Annotated in this window: 16 protein-coding genes; 12 read left to right on the forward strand and 4 right to left on the reverse strand. The window is 72.9% G+C overall.

What is annotated here, in order from left to right; translation table 11 throughout:
• Nucleotides 1-80 precede the first annotated feature (80 nt).
• A complete protein-coding gene (locus ACFIF2_RS15810; protein ID WP_395573268.1) occupies nt 81-1,460 on the forward strand; it encodes a hypothetical protein in 1,380 nt (459 codons plus the stop codon).
• Nucleotides 1,461-1,489: 29 nt separating this feature from the next.
• On the opposite strand, the gene ACFIF2_RS15815 is transcribed toward ACFIF2_RS15810, so the two are convergent.
• A complete protein-coding gene (locus ACFIF2_RS15815) occupies nt 1,490-2,422 on the reverse strand; it encodes a phosphotransferase (RefSeq protein ID WP_395573269.1) in 933 nt (310 codons plus the stop codon).
• 276 nt (nt 2,423-2,698) lie between these two features.
• Nucleotides 2,699-3,061: a winged helix-turn-helix transcriptional regulator gene (locus ACFIF2_RS15820; protein WP_395573270.1), complete on the reverse strand. Its 363-nt coding sequence runs from the start codon at nt 3,059-3,061 to the stop codon at nt 2,699-2,701.
• A 63-nt stretch (nt 3,062-3,124) separates the two neighbouring features.
• Here ACFIF2_RS15820 and ACFIF2_RS15825 point away from each other — a divergent pair, with 63 nt between their 5' ends.
• Complete coding sequence (locus ACFIF2_RS15825) at nt 3,125-3,544, forward strand: YybH family protein (protein WP_395573384.1); 420 nt, start codon at nt 3,125-3,127, stop codon at nt 3,542-3,544.
• 33 nt (nt 3,545-3,577) lie between these two features.
• Here ACFIF2_RS15825 and ACFIF2_RS15830 read toward each other — a convergent pair whose 3' ends face one another.
• Together ACFIF2_RS15830 and ACFIF2_RS15835 are read right to left on the reverse strand one after the other, a co-directional pair.
• Entirely contained in the window at nt 3,578-4,417 is an 840-nt protein-coding gene (locus tag ACFIF2_RS15830; protein ID WP_395573271.1) for a patatin-like phospholipase family protein, read from the reverse strand.
• Nucleotides 4,418-4,537: 120 nt separating this feature from the next.
• Nucleotides 4,538-6,421, reverse strand: a complete 1,884-nt coding sequence (locus tag ACFIF2_RS15835; protein WP_395573272.1) for an FAD-dependent oxidoreductase — start codon at nt 6,419-6,421, stop codon at nt 4,538-4,540.
• A gap of 386 nt (nt 6,422-6,807) precedes the next feature.
• Here ACFIF2_RS15835 and ACFIF2_RS15840 point away from each other — a divergent pair, with 386 nt between their 5' ends.
• The 10 genes from ACFIF2_RS15840 to ACFIF2_RS15885 all read left to right on the forward strand — a co-directional run bounded on the left by ACFIF2_RS15840 (nt 6,808) and on the right by ACFIF2_RS15885 (nt 14,696).
• A complete protein-coding gene (locus tag ACFIF2_RS15840) occupies nt 6,808-8,034 on the forward strand; it encodes a SchA/CurD-like domain-containing protein (protein ID WP_395573273.1) in 1,227 nt (408 codons plus the stop codon).
• A gap of 163 nt (nt 8,035-8,197) precedes the next feature.
• A complete protein-coding gene (locus ACFIF2_RS15845; RefSeq protein WP_395573274.1) occupies nt 8,198-8,665 on the forward strand; it encodes a cupin domain-containing protein in 468 nt (155 codons plus the stop codon).
• Complete coding sequence (locus ACFIF2_RS15850) at nt 8,662-9,933, forward strand: beta-ketoacyl-[acyl-carrier-protein] synthase family protein (protein WP_395573275.1); 1,272 nt, start codon at nt 8,662-8,664, stop codon at nt 9,931-9,933. Before ACFIF2_RS15845 ends, ACFIF2_RS15850 begins: the two co-directional genes overlap by 4 nt.
• Nucleotides 9,930-11,210, forward strand: coding sequence for a ketosynthase chain-length factor (locus tag ACFIF2_RS15855; RefSeq protein ID WP_395573276.1), 1,281 nt, complete (start codon nt 9,930-9,932; stop codon nt 11,208-11,210). The genes ACFIF2_RS15850 and ACFIF2_RS15855 overlap by 4 nt, the downstream gene beginning before the upstream one ends.
• Before the next feature lie 108 nt (nt 11,211-11,318).
• Nucleotides 11,319-11,591: an acyl carrier protein gene (locus ACFIF2_RS15860; RefSeq protein ID WP_395573277.1), complete on the forward strand. Its 273-nt coding sequence runs from the start codon at nt 11,319-11,321 to the stop codon at nt 11,589-11,591.
• A gap of 1 nt (nt 11,592) precedes the next feature.
• A complete protein-coding gene (locus tag ACFIF2_RS15865; protein WP_395573278.1) occupies nt 11,593-12,072 on the forward strand; it encodes an SRPBCC family protein in 480 nt (159 codons plus the stop codon).
• 86 nt (nt 12,073-12,158) lie between these two features.
• A complete protein-coding gene (locus ACFIF2_RS15870) occupies nt 12,159-12,494 on the forward strand; it encodes a TcmI family type II polyketide cyclase (protein ID WP_395573279.1) in 336 nt (111 codons plus the stop codon).
• Between the two features lie 115 nt (nt 12,495-12,609).
• Nucleotides 12,610-13,044 carry a PPOX class F420-dependent oxidoreductase gene (locus tag ACFIF2_RS15875; RefSeq protein WP_395573280.1) on the forward strand — a complete coding sequence of 145 codons (435 nt, stop codon included), beginning with the start codon at nt 12,610-12,612 and terminating at the stop codon, nt 13,042-13,044.
• Nucleotides 13,045-13,174: 130 nt separating this feature from the next.
• Nucleotides 13,175-13,921: a DUF4142 domain-containing protein gene (locus tag ACFIF2_RS15880; RefSeq protein WP_395573281.1), complete on the forward strand. Its 747-nt coding sequence runs from the start codon at nt 13,175-13,177 to the stop codon at nt 13,919-13,921.
• Nucleotides 13,922-14,147: 226 nt separating this feature from the next.
• Nucleotides 14,148-14,696: a hypothetical protein gene (locus ACFIF2_RS15885; RefSeq protein WP_395573282.1), complete on the forward strand. Its 549-nt coding sequence runs from the start codon at nt 14,148-14,150 to the stop codon at nt 14,694-14,696.
• Nucleotides 14,697-14,731 lie beyond the last annotated feature (35 nt).

A 14,731-nucleotide genomic window follows, 5' to 3' on the forward strand; every position in this document is an offset into this window, starting at 1 on the left:
CAAAACGCGTAAGTTCGGATGAGAGAGAACTTCGCACCACTCCCCTTGCACGGTACGAGGAGGGAAGGGCCACGTCTCCCATGGAGCCCGTCCACGAGCGGTTACGACAGTTCCGAGCGGAACGCGGCTGGAGTCAGCCGCGTCTGGTGCGTGAGCTACGTCGGGCAGCGACGAAGCGCGGGCATCAGTTGCCGTCGGACGAGAGCGTCAAGCGGCGTATCGCCAGCTGGGAGAACGGGCACAGCACGCCGGACGGGTTCTATGGGGCGCTGATCGGCGACGTGTACGGCGTCTCCGCCCAGGAGATCGGGTTGGCCAGTGGCGGCACCGAAGACGCTGCGCTCCTGGACGCCGGCTACCCGGACAGTCCGGACGCGGCTATCAGCACGGTGGAGCGGCTGTGGAGCGCGGACCTCAACCGTTATGAGCCCCTGATTCAGTCGGAGGCCGCCGAACCAGCGTGGAACGAAGCTTCCCTGCGGTGGCTGGTGGCCCCGGAGCCGGCTCCCCGGTCCGGGCGGCCGGGGGCGTTGCGCGTGGGGCTGGGGGACGTGGCCGCAGTGAAGACCACTGCCGACATGTTCGCCCAGCTCGATGACCGGTTCGGCGGGGACCATGCTCGGCGGTCCGTGATCCAGTACCTCAGCAACGATGTCGTCCCGCTGCTGCGCGGCAGCTACAGCGACGCCGTCGGACGGGCCCTGTATTCGACCGTCGCCGAGGCCATTCTCCTGGCCGGTTGGATGTCGTACGACGCCTGCCATCACGGTCTCGCGCAGCGCTACTTCCTCCAGGCCCTCCGGCTCGCCCAGGACGCCAACGACCGGCGGCTTGCCGGAAGCATCCTCTCTGCCATGAGCCACCAGGCGACGTTCCTCGGTCGGTACACCGAAGCGGCCACGCTCGCCCGCGCTGCTCTGATGGGCATTGCTCAGGTGGCGACCCCGACCCTCCGCGCTCAGTTCCACGCGATGGAAGCGCGCGCGCTCGCTCGTACCGGAGACGTACGCGCCTGTGAAGCCGCGTTGACGGCCGCCATGCGTGCATTGGCGAGCCGGAACGACGAGGAGGAGCCGGAATGGATCACCTACTTCGATGAGGCGGAGTTGGCGGCTGAGGCCGCGCACTGCTTCCGTGATGTCAACAGCGCCCGACGGGCCGTTGCCCACGCGGAGAACGCGATGAGCGGCAGCCACGTACGGAGTGACTTCTTCGCCACGATGGTGCTGGCCGACGCGCATCTCCGTGCCGGCGACGTCGAGGAGGCGTGCAGGGTTGCCCTGGACGCGTTGGATCTCGGCGAGCACCTGAAATCCGCGCGGTGCGTGAGCTACCTGGCTGAGTTCCGCTCGAACCTCTTCGCCGCCGGGGACAACGCGGCCTCTCGGGTCTTCGCGGAGCAGGCTCGCGAGCATCGGCTATGGGTGGCTGCGGAGGCCCGTCGGTCGGCCGCTCGCTGAGTCGTTCATCGGGTGCGCAGCCCGCGCGCTCAGAAGGCGCCCCATGTGTCGCGTCCTTCGCCTGTTCTCAGGGACCGCATGCGCTTCTCGAACTCGGCGGCGAAGCGCTCGCTTGTCGCGGCCTGGTGGCCGACCCAGGCCACCATCATGAGCTCGCGGAAGTCGGCGAGGGTGTCGTAGCCGGGCCAGTTCATGAGGTCGAAGCCGTAGCGGTGGACGAAGGTTCGGTACTCCTCCTGCGAGTGCCAGCCGTAGTGGTCGTAGTACATCGCGGTGAGGATCAGGTCCCACTCTCGCGGGGCCAGGGCGAAGCCGTCGAGGTCGATCAGTACGGCGTGTCCGTCGCGGTGGCGGAGGACGTTCCCGATGTTCGCGTCACCGTGAATCAGGCCGAAGGGGAGGACGAAGTCCAAGCGGTCGTACGCCTTGCCCACCTCGGTCGCACGCTCCTCCAGGAACTCCCTGTCTCGGTCAGCGATGCCGTCCAGGGCCGTCAGGGACGCGGCCAGCTTGGCGTGTGGGTCGAAGTACGGCAGACCGAGGTGTTCGGGCTCCTCCAGCCAGTGCAGGCGTTTCAGCAAGTCGGCGAGTTCGCCCAGTGTGGCGTACTCCACCTGCTCCTGGACGCTCTCCCAGAAGGTGACGATCCGCTCTCCGACAGTCGTGGGTTGGGTGACGCCTCGCGGCACTCGGTTGGCCGGAAAGTCCGACGCCTCCAGCCAGCGGGCGACGCTGACCGCGCGTTTCATCTCGGGGAGGGCGGTACGGTCCTGGGCGATGCGGACGATGATCGGGTCCGAGGACAGTCGGTACACGGCGTTCGAGCCAAGGCGGAGGAGTTCGGCGCCCGTCGGGTCGAGGCCGGCGGCGTGGCAGGCGTCGCGGAGGATGGAGGACGTGGCCTCTGCCGTGAAGGCCGTCTCGTCGCCGTCTTCCGGTACGCCGTCGCTGCCCGAGATCATGGGTCCGACCTTACGGGGCGCCACCCGGGGCTGACAGGGCACCTGCGTAATGGGGGCGTAATGATCTTGGTGTCGGCGGCAGGGGACGCGCTTCCGGTGCAGGTCAGATGCTTGCGGCGCCGTCAGCTCCTCCGGCCTCCGGAGCCGTGTGCGCAGGTTCGAATCCTGCCGGGGGCACCTTGTATGAGGTGTCCGAAGACCCCGCCATCAGCGAGTTCGCTGGGGACGGGGTCTTTGCTTGTGTGCGGGGGTTTGTGGGTTGGAGGGTGGCCGGTCTCAGGGCTCTGCTCCCCAGTCCCACAGGGCCTGGAGGACGGGGCCGAGGCGGTGGCCGCTCGGGGTGAGGGTGTAGCGCACTCGGGGCGGCCAGGCCGGGCGGCGGTCTCGTTCGGTGACTCCGGCCTCGCTCAGTTGTGCCAAGCGGTCGGACAGCACCTTGTCCGACAGCATGGGCAGGGCCGCGCGCAGTTCGCTGTAGGAACGGTCGCCGCGTAGCAGTTCGCGTACCACCAGCGTCGTCCAGCGGCCGTGCAGGGCCGCCAGCGTGATCTCCACCGGGCACTCGGGGGTGGGTGCGGTGACCTGCGCGCGCGGGTCGTCGGGGAGCCCTGCCGGGTGACCAACCGTTCGGTGAGTCACGGGATCGCCTCCTAGCGTGTGGGGCACTTCGATTCTCCCGGCCCGGAAGGACGTCCGTCGATCATGCGAACCTTGGCCGATCGGCCCGAAGAGGTGCCCGCGGTGTTCGCCGAGCGGTTCAACAGTGGTGACGCCGCCGCGTTGGCGCAGGTCTACGAGGACGCGGCAGTGCTGGTCCCGCAGCCGGGAACACCGGCGACCGGTCCGGACCTCCATGCCGCGAACGGCCGGCTGCAGGGACTGGGAGTTCCCATCGCGGTCCGTCCCCGGCATGTGTACCGCAGCGGAGATCTGGCGCTGCTGATCGTCGACTGGGTCATTGACGGAACCGGCCGGGAGGGAGAGACCGTGCACGTCGAGGGGACTGCCACGGACATCGCCCGGCGGGGTCCGGACGGCCGTTGGCGGTATGTCATCGACAATCCCTTCGGCACGCAAGCTCAGCAGTCGCCGACCGAGGGCACCGTGGAACCGGCGGTCTGAGGCAGTTCGAGCACCTACAGCAGGGGCGGGCGGTCAGGCGTGCCAGGCGGTGCGGACCCGGGCTGCCTCTTCCGTGCCCTGGCGTAGGCCCTCGCGGGCCGCGGGCGGGATGCGGGCGGCGTCGAGGGGGTTGCGCCCGAAGGCGCGGCGGGCGGCTCGGTCGGGGCTCAGGAGAGTGGCTCGGGTGCCGTTCGCGGTGAGGGCGGCCACCTGGGCCGCCGCGGTGGGGGCCGGGCCCGCGCCCTTCGGGACGGGGGCGAGGACGACCACCCGGGCGCAGTCGTCGACCAGGTCCGCGTTGGTTGTGCTGCGTACGCCTCCGTCCATCCAGCGGGCCTCGCCGATGGTGACGGGCGGGAACAGGGGCGGCAGCGCGCAGGTGGCCGACATGGCGTGCGGCAGGTCCACGCCGCTGTCGGCGGTGAAGGCGGTCGGCTCGCCGGTACGGGTGTCGACCGCGAACATGCGGACGTGCCGTTCCGGCCAGTCCCGTACGGGCAGTTGGGCGCCGATGGTCGCGAGGACCTCCGACTCCGGGACGTCGCGGACGGAGAGGGCGAGGCGGCCGATGCGCCTGGTCATCGTCTTCGGGTCGCGTGTACCCATGGCCGCCCACAGGTACTTGAGCGTCATGGCGAAGGTGAAGTCCACCTCCAGCATCGGCCGTTCGCGGTTGACCTGCTCCGTGTAGAGGTCGGCCGGGGCCGATCCTCTGGCCAGGTCCAGGGCGAGGAGGGCGCCGGCCGACGTGCCCGCGAGGACGTCGGCTTCGGCGAGGTCGAGGCCGGCGCGGGCCAGGCCCGCCAGTACGCCGACCTCCCACGCGTAGGCCGTCAGGCCGCCGCCGCCCAGCACCAGTGCCGTGTCCGCCATGCCCGCCCCATCCCTTCGCCCGTAACGGGGACCACTCCCCGGTTTGGTTGCGAGCGAGACGCTAGCAGGTAAGCGGGGAGTGGTCCACGTTTGGGGGGAGGAGGGGAAGCTGCGGTCAGGTCAGGTCAGGGACAGGACCGTTTTGACTACCTGGCGCAGCATCGACTCCGGGTCCGGGGCCGGGCCCGGGGAGCGCCAGGCCACGAAGCCGTCGGGGCGGACCAGGACGGCGCCGCCGCGGGTCACCCCGTGGGCTCTCGCCCAGTCGGTGTCCTCGTCGGCCGGGGTGAGGTCGGCCTCCGGGGTGGCGCCCAGGCGGTACGACTTCAGCGGGACCCGGAGGTCGGACGCCAGGTGGGTCGCCGCCTCGTGCCAGCCGGTGGGCTGGGCCGCGTCGCTGAGCAGGACCAGGGAGTCCTCGTAGAGGTCCAGCGTGGAGATGCGGGCGTCCCCGTCCTCGCTCCTGTGGAGCCAGAGGTGGGGGGCCCGGCTGCCGGGGGCGCCGGTGAGGTCGAGGTTCTCCGGGACCACCGGGGTCGCGGGGTCGGCTCCGACCACCGCGCCCTGGGGATAGCGGTAGCCGAGGGCGACGTTGAGGATGCCGCGCTGCGGGCCGCCGCCGGGGCCGCCGGGGCCCGAGGGAGGTCCGCCGGGAGCGCCGCCGGGGCCTGAGGGAGGACCGCCCGCGGGGCCGCCGGCCGGTCCGCCTGCGAGGCCCCCGGGAGGACCGCCCGCAGGGCCACCGCCGGCAGCACCGGCAGGGCCGCCGCGCGGGCTTCCGCCGGGAGCTCCGCCCGGGCCCCCGGCGGGGCCGTCCGCCGTCATTCCGGGTGGCGGGGCGAAGCCCGGGTGGCTGTGTTCGACCGAGCGGCCCGCGGCGCGGGCGCTGGTGGCCTCGGCGACCGGGCGGCGTTCCGCGTCGTAGGTGTCGAGGAGGCCCTCGCCCGCCCAGCCCTCCAGGACCGCGGCCAGCTTCCAGGCGAGGTTGTGGGCGTCCTGGATGCCGGTGTTGGAGCCGAAGGCGCCCGTGGGGGACATCTCGTGGGCCGAGTCGCCGGCCAGCAGGACGCGGCCGGAGCGGTAGCTGCGGGCCACGCGCTGGGCGGCGTGCCAGGGGGCCTTGCCGGTGATCTCGACGTCGAGGTCGGGGTCGCCGATGGCGCGGCGGATGTGGTCGGCGCAGCGCTCGTCGGTGAAGTCCTCGACGGTTTCGCCCTGTTCGGGGTGCCAGGGGGCGTGGAAGACCCAGTTCTCGCGGTTGTCGACGGGCAGCAGGGCGCCGTCGGCGTCCTCGCTCGTCAGGTAGCAGACGATGAAGCGGCGGTCGCCCACGACGCCGGCGAGGCGCCGGGAGCGGAAGGTGATGCTGACGTTGTGGAAGAGGTCGCCGGGGCCGCTCTGGCCGATGCCGAGCTGCTCGCGCACGGGGCTGCGGGGGCCGTCGGCGGCGACCAGGTAGTCCGCGCGGATGGTGGTGTGCTCGCCGGTCTCCCGGCTCTTCACGATCGCGGTGACGCCCTCGGCGTCGGCGTCGAAGGAGAGCAGTTCGGTGCCGAAGCGCAGGTCGCCGCCGAGGTCGGTGGCGTGGGTGAGGAGTTCCGGCTCCAGGTCGTTCTGGGAGCACAGGCACCAGGCGCTGGGGCTGAAGCGGGCCAGTCCGCCCCCCGCGTCCATCTCCTTGAACAGCCACTCCCCCGCGTCGCCTACCAGGGTGGGCGTCTGGAAGATGCCGTGGTTCTCGGACAGGGTGGCGGCGGCCTTCCTGATGTCCGGCTCGGTGCCGGACACGCGGAAGATCTCCATCGTGCGGACGTTGTTGCCGCGCCCGCGGGGGTGGATGGAGGTGCCGGCGTGGCGCTCCACCAGGGTGTGCCGGATACCCAGCCGCCCCAGGAAGACCGAGGTCGACAGACCCACCAGGGATCCGCCGACGATGAGGACCGGGACCCGGTGGACTCCGCCCCCGGGGGCGGCCCCGCCGGGCCGGTCGGCTCTTTCGTTCATGGTTCGTCCTCCGTTGTGACGGACGTGCGTCCCGTGTCGTGACGGACGTCGTCTTCCGTTGGTGACGGACGCGGTCCTTCGCCGTGGCGGACGTCGTGCTCCGGTTGGCAGACGCGTCGCGCCCCGTCCTCGGACCGTCGTCGTGTGACTCGCCCCGCGACAGGAGTGCGCCGGGGGTCTTCATGCATGCCCCCTGCGGCCCGATGAGGCCCGCGACGACGCAGGCTTCACCCGCTTAACCCTCCTGGATCGCGGTCCCCGCGGGCACGGCCCACGATCGTGCTTACTGCGACCGCCGCACCACGCCGGAGCAATGGCGCACGCCGCGACGATCGCCCCCAGTCCACGAGGAAGTCCCCAAGTTCCCCGGAGAAGAGGTGGGCCGGATGACGGTCTCTCCCGTCGTAGCGACGGATGCCGCGTCGGCGGATGCCCTGACCACAGACGCCGCGGCGGCATCCGCCGTGGCCGCGGACGCGGGCGGCGTGTCGGTATCCGCGTTCGACGGATCCCGCGTGCGGGTCGTCCTGATGCTGGACATCCACGACGGAAAGCAGCTGGAGTTCCTGAACGCCTACGACGGCATCCGGGACCGGGTCGCCGCCGTTCCGGGACACCTCAGCGACCAGCTCTGCCAGTCCCTGGACAATCCCACCCAGTGGCTCCTCACCAGTGAGTGGGAGAGCGCGGAGCCCTTCCTGACCTGGGTCAACAGCGAAGAGCACCTGGACACCGTCGAGCCCCTGCAGGACTACGTGCGCGACACCCACTCCCTGCGCTACAGCGTGCTGCGGGAGACGGCGGGCGAGCGGTCCGGGCCGGCCGCGGCCGCCGAGCCGCCGGCGGCCGCTCCCCGGATCGGGAGCAACGTCGTACGGCACGCCCTGACCTTCACCGTGCGGTCCGGCAGCGAGGAGGAGGTGGCGCGGCTGCTGGCCGGCTACGCGCCGCCCGACGCCCGGGTCGACGAGTCCGGGCGGCTGCTGCGCACCTCGGTCTTCCTGCACGGCAACCGGGTGGTGCGCGCCGTGGAGGTGCAGGGCGACCTGCAGACCGCGTTGCGTCATGTCGCCCGGCAGCCCGCGGTGCGGGCCGTCGAGGAGGCCCTCAACCCGTATCTGGAACGGGAGCGGGACCTCGGCGACCCCCGGGACGCCCGGCGGTTCTTCACCCGGGCCGCCATGCCGGCCGTCCACCACGTCGCGTCCCCCGGCCGCGGGGACGCGGCCGGGCGGCGTGTCGCGCTGCTCTACCCGGTGCGCGGCGGTGCCGGGCCGGAGCTGGCCCGGCTCCTGGCCCGCCAGGACGCCGCCGCGGCCGGCGCCCCGGACAACCCGGTCCTGGCCGTCACGGTGTTCCACCGCGACGACCTCGTCGTACGGCTCGTCGACGTGGCCGGCGACCCGCAGGACGCGCCCGCGTACGTCCTGGGACTGCACGGCGACGGGTCGGCCGACGGCCCGGCCGCCGCCGGGGTCGCCGTGGCGGCGCGGCTGCTGGACACCGAGGCCGCCGGTGTCGAGGGGCCCCTGACGGAGCCCGGAACGCTCGCCCAGCTGCTGGCCCGCACCCGTATGACGCTCCTGACCGACCGCAGCTCGCCCGCCTCCTGAGCCGGGCGCCCCCGACCACGGCGAGCGCACCACGCCCCGAGCGCGCGGCCGAACCGCGCCCCGGACCAGCGCCCCCGCGCACGACCGGCCGGCCCGACGGCGCGCCCCCGGTCCGCACGGATCCCCGATCTCCCCTTCCGCCCCGTCACCCGGAGTGAACGACATGACAGACCAGCAGGTACGTATCGTCTCCCTCGGCGACATCGCGCCGAACCGCCGCCGCGGCGCGGACGTCCGTCCCCTTCTCACGCCCACCACCGCCCGGTCGACCAGCGGCTTCATGGGTGTGGCCATGGTGCAGCCCGGCGAGCGCATCGCCGAGCACTACCACCCGTACTCCGAGGAGTTCGTGTACGTCACGGACGGGGCGCTGGAGGTGGACCTGAACGGTGTGCCGCACACCCTCTCCACCGGGCAGGGGCTGCTGATCCCGCAGGACATGCGCCACCGCTTCCGCAACACGGGGGACGTCGAGGCGCGCCTCGTCTTCCACCTGGGCCCGCTGGCCCCGCGGCCGGAGATCGGGCACGTCGACACGGAGGACGCGGCGGGCAACCCGCTGCCCCTTCCCGACCACGCCGGATGCGCCGGGCACGAGCGTGAGGCCGCCGCGGCCGAGGCGGTGTCATGAACCGGCGTCGGGTCGCCGTCACGGGCATAGGCGTCGTCGCCCCGGGCGGGATCGGCGTGCCCCAGTTCTGGGGGCTGCTGTCCGAAGGCCGTACGGCGACGCGCCGCATCTCCCTGTTCGACCCGGCCGGTCTGCGCTCGCAGATCGCCGCCGAGTGCGACTTCGACCCCGCCGAGCACGGGCTGGACCTCGCGACCGTCCAACGGTCCGACCGGTACGTGCAGTTCGCGCTCGTCGCCGCCGCCGAGGCGGTGCGGGACGCGCACCTCGACATGGCGCGGGAGGATCCCTGGCGGGCCGGTGCCACGCTCGGCACGGCGGTCGGGGGCACGACCCGGCTGGAGAACGACTACGTCCTGGTCAGCGAGCGCGGCTCGCGGTGGGACGTGGACGACCGGCGGGCCCGGCCGCACCTGGAGCGGGCCTTCACGCCCGCCACGCTCTCGTCCGCGGTCGCCGAGGAGTTCGGCGTGCGCGGGCCGGTGCAGACCGTGTCGACCGGGTGCACCTCCGGTCTGGACGCGGTGGGGTACGCCTACCACGCCGTGGCCGAGGGGCGCGTGGACGTGTGCCTGGCGGGTGCGGCGGACTCGCCGATATCGCCGATCACGATGGCCTGCTTCGACGCCATCAAGGCGACCTCGCCGAACAACGACGACCCGGCGCACGCCTCCCGGCCCTTCGACGCCGAGCGCAACGGCTTCGTCATGGGCGAGGGCGCGGCCGTACTGGTCCTGGAGGACCTGGAGCACGCCCGGGCCCGTGGCGCGGACGTGTACTGCGAGATCTCCGGCTACGCGACCTTCGGCAACGCGTACCACATGACCGGACTCACCAAGGAGGGCCTGGAGATGGCGCGGGCCATCGACACGGCGCTCGACATGGCCGGGGTGGACGGGTCCGCCGTCGACTACGTGAACGCCCACGGCTCCGGCACCCAGCAGAACGACCGGCACGAGACCGCGGCCGTCAAGCGCTCGCTGGGCGAGCACGCCTACGCGACGCCGATGAGCTCGATCAAGTCCATGGTGGGCCACTCGCTGGGCGCGATCGGCTCCATAGAGCTGGCCGCGTGCGTCCTGGCGATGCACCACCAGGTGGTGCCGCCCACGGCCAACTACACGACCCCCGACCCCGAGTGCGACCTGGACTACGTGCCGCGTGAGGCACGGGAGCGGACGCTGCGGCACGTGCTGTCGGTGGGCAGCGGCTTCGGCGGCTTCCAGTCCGCCGTCGTACTGAGCGGTTCCGAAGGAGGGCTGCGATGAGCGGACCACACCGGACCAGGCGCCATGAGCAGGACGGAAGCAGGCGGGCCGTCGTCACCGGACTCGGCGTGGTGTCCCCGCACGGCATCGGGGCCGAGGTGTTCTGGAAGGCCGTCGCGGACGGCACCAGCAGCCTCGGGCCGGTCACCCGGGAGGGCTGCGCGCACATGCCGCTGCGGGTGGCGGGCGAGGTGCGCGGCTTCGAGGCGGCCGAGACGGTCGAGGAACGCTACCTCGTCCAGACCGACCGGTACACCCACTTCGCGCTGGCCGGCGCCCAACTGGCGCTGGAGGACGCCCGCTACGGACGCGCCGACGTCGAGTCGCCGTACTCGGTGGGCGTGGTCACCGCCGCGGGGTCGGGCGGCGGCGAGTTCGGGCAGCGGGAGCTGCAGAACCTGTGGGGCCAGGGGTCGCGGTACGTCGGCCCGTACCAGTCGATCGCCTGGTTCTACGCGGCCAGCACCGGCCAGATCTCCATCCGCAACGACTTCAAGGGCCCCTGCGGGGTCGTCGCCGCCGACGAGGCGGGCGGCCTGGACGCCCTGGCGCACGCCGCGCTGGCGGTGCGGGGCGGCACCGACACGGTGGTCTGCGGTGCGACGGAGGCGCCGCTCGCCCCGTACTCGATCGTCTGCCAGCTGGGCTACCCCGAGCTGAGCCGCGCCACCGACGCCGACCGTGCCTACCGCCCGTTCACGTCCTCGGCCTGCGGGTTCGCGCCGGCCGAGGGAGGTGCGGTGCTCGTGGTGGAGGACGAGACGGCGGCGCTGGAGCGTGGGGCGGACGTGCGGGCGACGGTGGCCGGGCACGCGGCGACCTTCACCGGTGCCTCGCGCTGGGCGGAGTCCCGGGAGGGGCTGGCCCGCGCGATCGAGGGCGCGCTGGCCGAGGCGGGCTGCCGGCCCGAGGACGTGGACGTGGTGTTCGCGGACGCCCTCGGCGTGCCCGAGGCCGACCGTGCCGAGGCGCTGGCCCTGGCCGACGCGCTGGGCGCGCACGCCCGGCGGGTGCCGGTCACCGCGCCCAAGACCGGGACGGGCCGGGCGTACTGCGCGGCGCCGGTGCTGGACGTGGCGACGGCGGTGCTGGCCATGGAGCACGGCCTGATCCCGCCCACCCCGCACGTGGTCGACGTGTGCCACGACCTGGACGTGGTGACCGGCCGGGCCCGTCCCGCCGCACCGCGTACGGCCCTGGTCCTGAGCCGCGGGCTCATGGGCTCGAACTCGGCGCTCGTCCTGCGCCGGGGCGGCACGGCGCCGTCCCGTGCCTGAGGACCGAGCGGTGCCGGAAGAACGACCGGTGCCCGAGGACCGACCGGACCCAACCCCGAGTGAGCGCCGCCGCGGGAGCGAGCGCCACCCCGAGTGAAGGAGGACCCCATGACCGACCAACTGGACTACCAGCAGGTGACCGTCGAGGAGCTGGCCGCGCTGATGAAGCGCACCGCCGGCGTGCACGTCGACCCGGTCACCCTCCAGCAGCAGGCCGACTCCGGTTTCGACACGTTCGGCCTGGACTCCCTCGGCCTGCTGGGCATCGTCGCCGAGCTGGAGAAGCGGTACGGGCTGGGCCTGCCCGAGCAGGCCGAGCGCTGCAAGACGCCCGCCGATTTCCTCGCGCTGATCAACGGCGCCCTCAAGACGGGAGTGTGACGTGGCAGGCCACACCGACAACGAGATCACCATCGGCGCGCCGATGGAGCTGGTCTGGGACATGACCAACGACATCGACAACTGGCCCCGGCTGTTCAGCGAGTACGCCTCCGTGGACGTCCTCGAGCGCGACGGCGACCGCGTGACGTTCCGGCTCACCATGCACCCGGACGCGGACGGCAAGGTGTGGAGCTGGGTCTCCGAGCGGGTCGCCGACCCGACGACCCGCACCGTCCGCGCCCACCGGGTGGAGACCGGCCCCTTCCAGTACATGAACATCGTCTGGGAGTACGCCGAGACCGCCGACGGCACGCGGATGCGCTGGATCCAGGACTTCGCGATGAAGCCGGACGCGCCCGTGGACGACGCGTGGATGACGGACAACATCAACCGCAACTCGCGTACGCAGATGGCTCTGATCCGGGACCGGATCGAGCAGGCGGCGGGCGAGCGGCGCACCACCGCGGCGCTCGCGGACTGATCCCGTCCCACGACAGCGCGGAACGACAGCGCCGAGGGACACCGACGGGTGGCACCCACGAGTGACACCGACGAAGGGCACAACCCATGCACCACACCCTGATCGTCGCCCGGATGGCACCGGGCGCGGCACCGGACATCGCGAAGGTGTTCGCCGAATCGGACAGCGGCGAGCTGCCCCACCTGGTGGGCGTGAACCGGCGCAGTCTCTTCGAGTTCGGTGACGGCGTGTACCTGCACCTCATCGAGAGCGACGAGGACCCGGCACCCACCATCGGCAGGATGACCGGGCACCCGGAGTTCCGCCGGGTCAGCGAGCGGCTCGAGCCGTACGTGTCGGCGTACGACCCGGCGACCTGGCGCGGTCCGAAGGACGCGATGGCGCGCTGCTTCTACCGCTGGGACCGGGCCGCGGCCGGCTGACGCGCCGTCGTCCCGCACCGCGTCGGGGTCGCCCGGTAGCCACCGGGCGACCCCGCCGGGCGTTCGGCGGACGGTTGGCGGGACAGCCCGGCGGGCGGGAGGTGATGATCGGCGCATGACCACCACACCGCGTTTCGACCCGCACGCACTGCTGGCGCGGAGCCGGCTCGGCGTACTCGCGACGATCAAGTCGGACGGCCGTCCCCAGCTCTCCCCCGTCACGCCCGCCTACGACCCCGGGGCGGGCGTCCTGCGCGTCTCGACCCGCGAGGGGCTGGCCAAGACGGCGAACCTGCGCCGGGACCCGCGGGCCGCCCTGGAGGTGACCGCCCCGGACGGCAGGTCCTGGGCCACCGCCGAGGGCGTCGTGACCCTCACCGGGCCGGGCACCGACCCGCACGGACCGGAGGTCGAGGCGCTGGTGGAGTACTACCGCGCGGCCGCCGGGGAGCACCCGGACTGGGACGAGTACCGGATGACGATGGTGGCCGACCGGCGGGTGCTGCTCACCATGACGGTCGAGCGCGTGTACGGGGCCGACATCGGCTGAGCCGGGCCGAAGTTCCCCGCCCGGCGGGTGATAGATCCGGGCGCCGTTTGCGTACCTCCTGGCGAACGAGTCCGAGTGACGCGCCCGCGCGCAGGCGTGCGCGTCCCCGCTTCGCCCCCCTGGAGGCACCATGCGCCCGTCCCGCGGCAGGATCGGCGTCGTCGTCCTGTTCGGCGCGATGACCCTGACCCTCACCGGGCTGGCCTTCCCCGCGATGCTCGGTCTGGAGAAGGCCGACGGTGATCAGGACCGGGTGATCGCCAGTACCGAGTTCGGGCCGCTCACGGAGGCCGACCGCGACTTCGTGGTCAAGGTCCGGGCCGCGGGGCTGTGGGAGTACCCGCTGGGCGAGACCGTGATGGAGCGCGGGACGACGAAGGAGATGAAGACGGCGGGCGAGCACCTGGTCGTCGGTCACGCCCGGCTGGACGCGATGTGCCGCGAGATCGCCCCCGAGCTGGGCATCACGCTGCCCAACCGGGCCTCCCCGCAGCAGGAGGAGTTCGTGGCGACGGTGGAGTCCAAGAGCGGCAAGGAGTTCGACTCGTCGGCGGTCAACATCATGCGGGTGACGCACGGCCAGATCTTCCCGCCCATCGCCAAGATCCGGGCCACCACGAAGAACACCCTGGTGCGCCAGCTGGCCGACCTGGCCAACGACACCGTGCTGGACCACATCACGGTGCTGGAGCAGACCGGGCTGGTCGCGTACGACCAGGTCACCTTCCAGCAGACCGGCCCGGCGAAGCTGCCGCGGGAGAAGGTCACCCCGCCCCCGCCGCAGCCGGGAGAGCGGGTGCTGGTGCTCAAGCCGCGGCCCGACCTGAACGTGAACACGGTCTCCCCGGCGCCCACCCCCTCGCCGGCGGCCCCGTGAGCGGGGTCCGTGCGCGCGAGACGTGTGGAACGGCGGGCGCCGTCCGCGCATCTCTGTCTGTGCGCGGGTGCCGTCCGGTCCGGGAACCGCCCGGCGTCCGCGCGCGTTCACGGGTCCGGGGACCTCGGCGGTGCGCCTGCGCCGTGCGATGATCCGGCGGCGGGCTCCCGTCCCGCCCCCACCGTGGCCGCCGTACGCGACGGAGACAGAGAGGACGAGCGGGATCATGACCGCTTCCGCACCGGGCGAGCCGGACGGTCCGCCGTCCGTGCCGGAGTACGTCTGGCGGAAGTTCCTGGAGGACGACGAGCGCGCCATCCGCGCCTCCGCCCCCAGGGAACCCGCCGCCCTGGACCGGACGCCGGGCTGGCGCCCCGGGCCCCCGGACGGCACGGCCACGCCCCCGGCCGGGCGTGTGCCGTCGGGCCGCTCCCGCGACCCGGTCGGCGAGCTGTGGCACCCGGAGGACCCGGCGAGCGACCGGGCCTGGCGGGACCTGGACGGGCGGGCACGGCTGCGCCGGATCGGCCGCGTGGTCGGCACCGCCGCCGCGGTGGCCCTCGCCCTGACCGCGTGGTCGCAGTTGTCCGCCGGCTCCGGCACCCCCGGCGGCGGACCGGCCGAGACGATCGGGCAGCGCCTGGAGGAGAGTCCCCTGCTGCCCACGGCCGCCTCCCTCGCCCCGACGGCGTCCGGTTCCGCGAGCCCGGCGGCCTTCGCGCCCACCCCGTCCACCGTGCCCCGGGCTTCCCTCGCGCCCTGGGACATCGACTGAGGGAGTGAGGGACGCGCGGACCGGGCCGGCCGGCC

Origin of the sequence: Streptomyces sp. BK79 (assembly GCF_044142145.1) — a bacterium.
Taxonomy (GTDB): Bacteria; Actinomycetota; Actinomycetes; order Streptomycetales; family Streptomycetaceae; genus Streptomyces.

Coding starts and splice junctions, on each gene's coding strand:
- ACFIF2_RS15810 (WP_395573268.1), top strand. CDS start 81: ATGGAGCCCGTCCACGAGCGGTTACGACAGTTCCGAGCGGAACGCGGC.
- ACFIF2_RS15815 (WP_395573269.1), bottom strand. CDS start 2,422: ATGATCTCGGGCAGCGACGGCGTACCGGAAGACGGCGACGAGACGGCC.
- ACFIF2_RS15825 (WP_395573384.1), top strand. CDS start 3,125: ATGCGAACCTTGGCCGATCGGCCCGAAGAGGTGCCCGCGGTGTTCGCC.
- ACFIF2_RS15830 (WP_395573271.1), bottom strand. CDS start 4,417: ATGGCGGACACGGCACTGGTGCTGGGCGGCGGCGGCCTGACGGCCTAC.
- ACFIF2_RS15835 (WP_395573272.1), bottom strand. CDS start 6,421: ATGAACGAAAGAGCCGACCGGCCCGGCGGGGCCGCCCCCGGGGGCGGA.
- ACFIF2_RS15840 (WP_395573273.1), top strand. CDS start 6,808: ATGACGGTCTCTCCCGTCGTAGCGACGGATGCCGCGTCGGCGGATGCC.
- ACFIF2_RS15845 (WP_395573274.1), top strand. CDS start 8,198: ATGACAGACCAGCAGGTACGTATCGTCTCCCTCGGCGACATCGCGCCG.
- ACFIF2_RS15850 (WP_395573275.1), top strand. CDS start 8,662: ATGAACCGGCGTCGGGTCGCCGTCACGGGCATAGGCGTCGTCGCCCCG.
- ACFIF2_RS15855 (WP_395573276.1), top strand. CDS start 9,930: ATGAGCGGACCACACCGGACCAGGCGCCATGAGCAGGACGGAAGCAGG.
- ACFIF2_RS15860 (WP_395573277.1), top strand. CDS start 11,319: ATGACCGACCAACTGGACTACCAGCAGGTGACCGTCGAGGAGCTGGCC.
- ACFIF2_RS15870 (WP_395573279.1), top strand. CDS start 12,159: ATGCACCACACCCTGATCGTCGCCCGGATGGCACCGGGCGCGGCACCG.
- ACFIF2_RS15875 (WP_395573280.1), top strand. CDS start 12,610: ATGACCACCACACCGCGTTTCGACCCGCACGCACTGCTGGCGCGGAGC.
- ACFIF2_RS15880 (WP_395573281.1), top strand. CDS start 13,175: ATGCGCCCGTCCCGCGGCAGGATCGGCGTCGTCGTCCTGTTCGGCGCG.
- ACFIF2_RS15885 (WP_395573282.1), top strand. CDS start 14,148: ATGACCGCTTCCGCACCGGGCGAGCCGGACGGTCCGCCGTCCGTGCCG.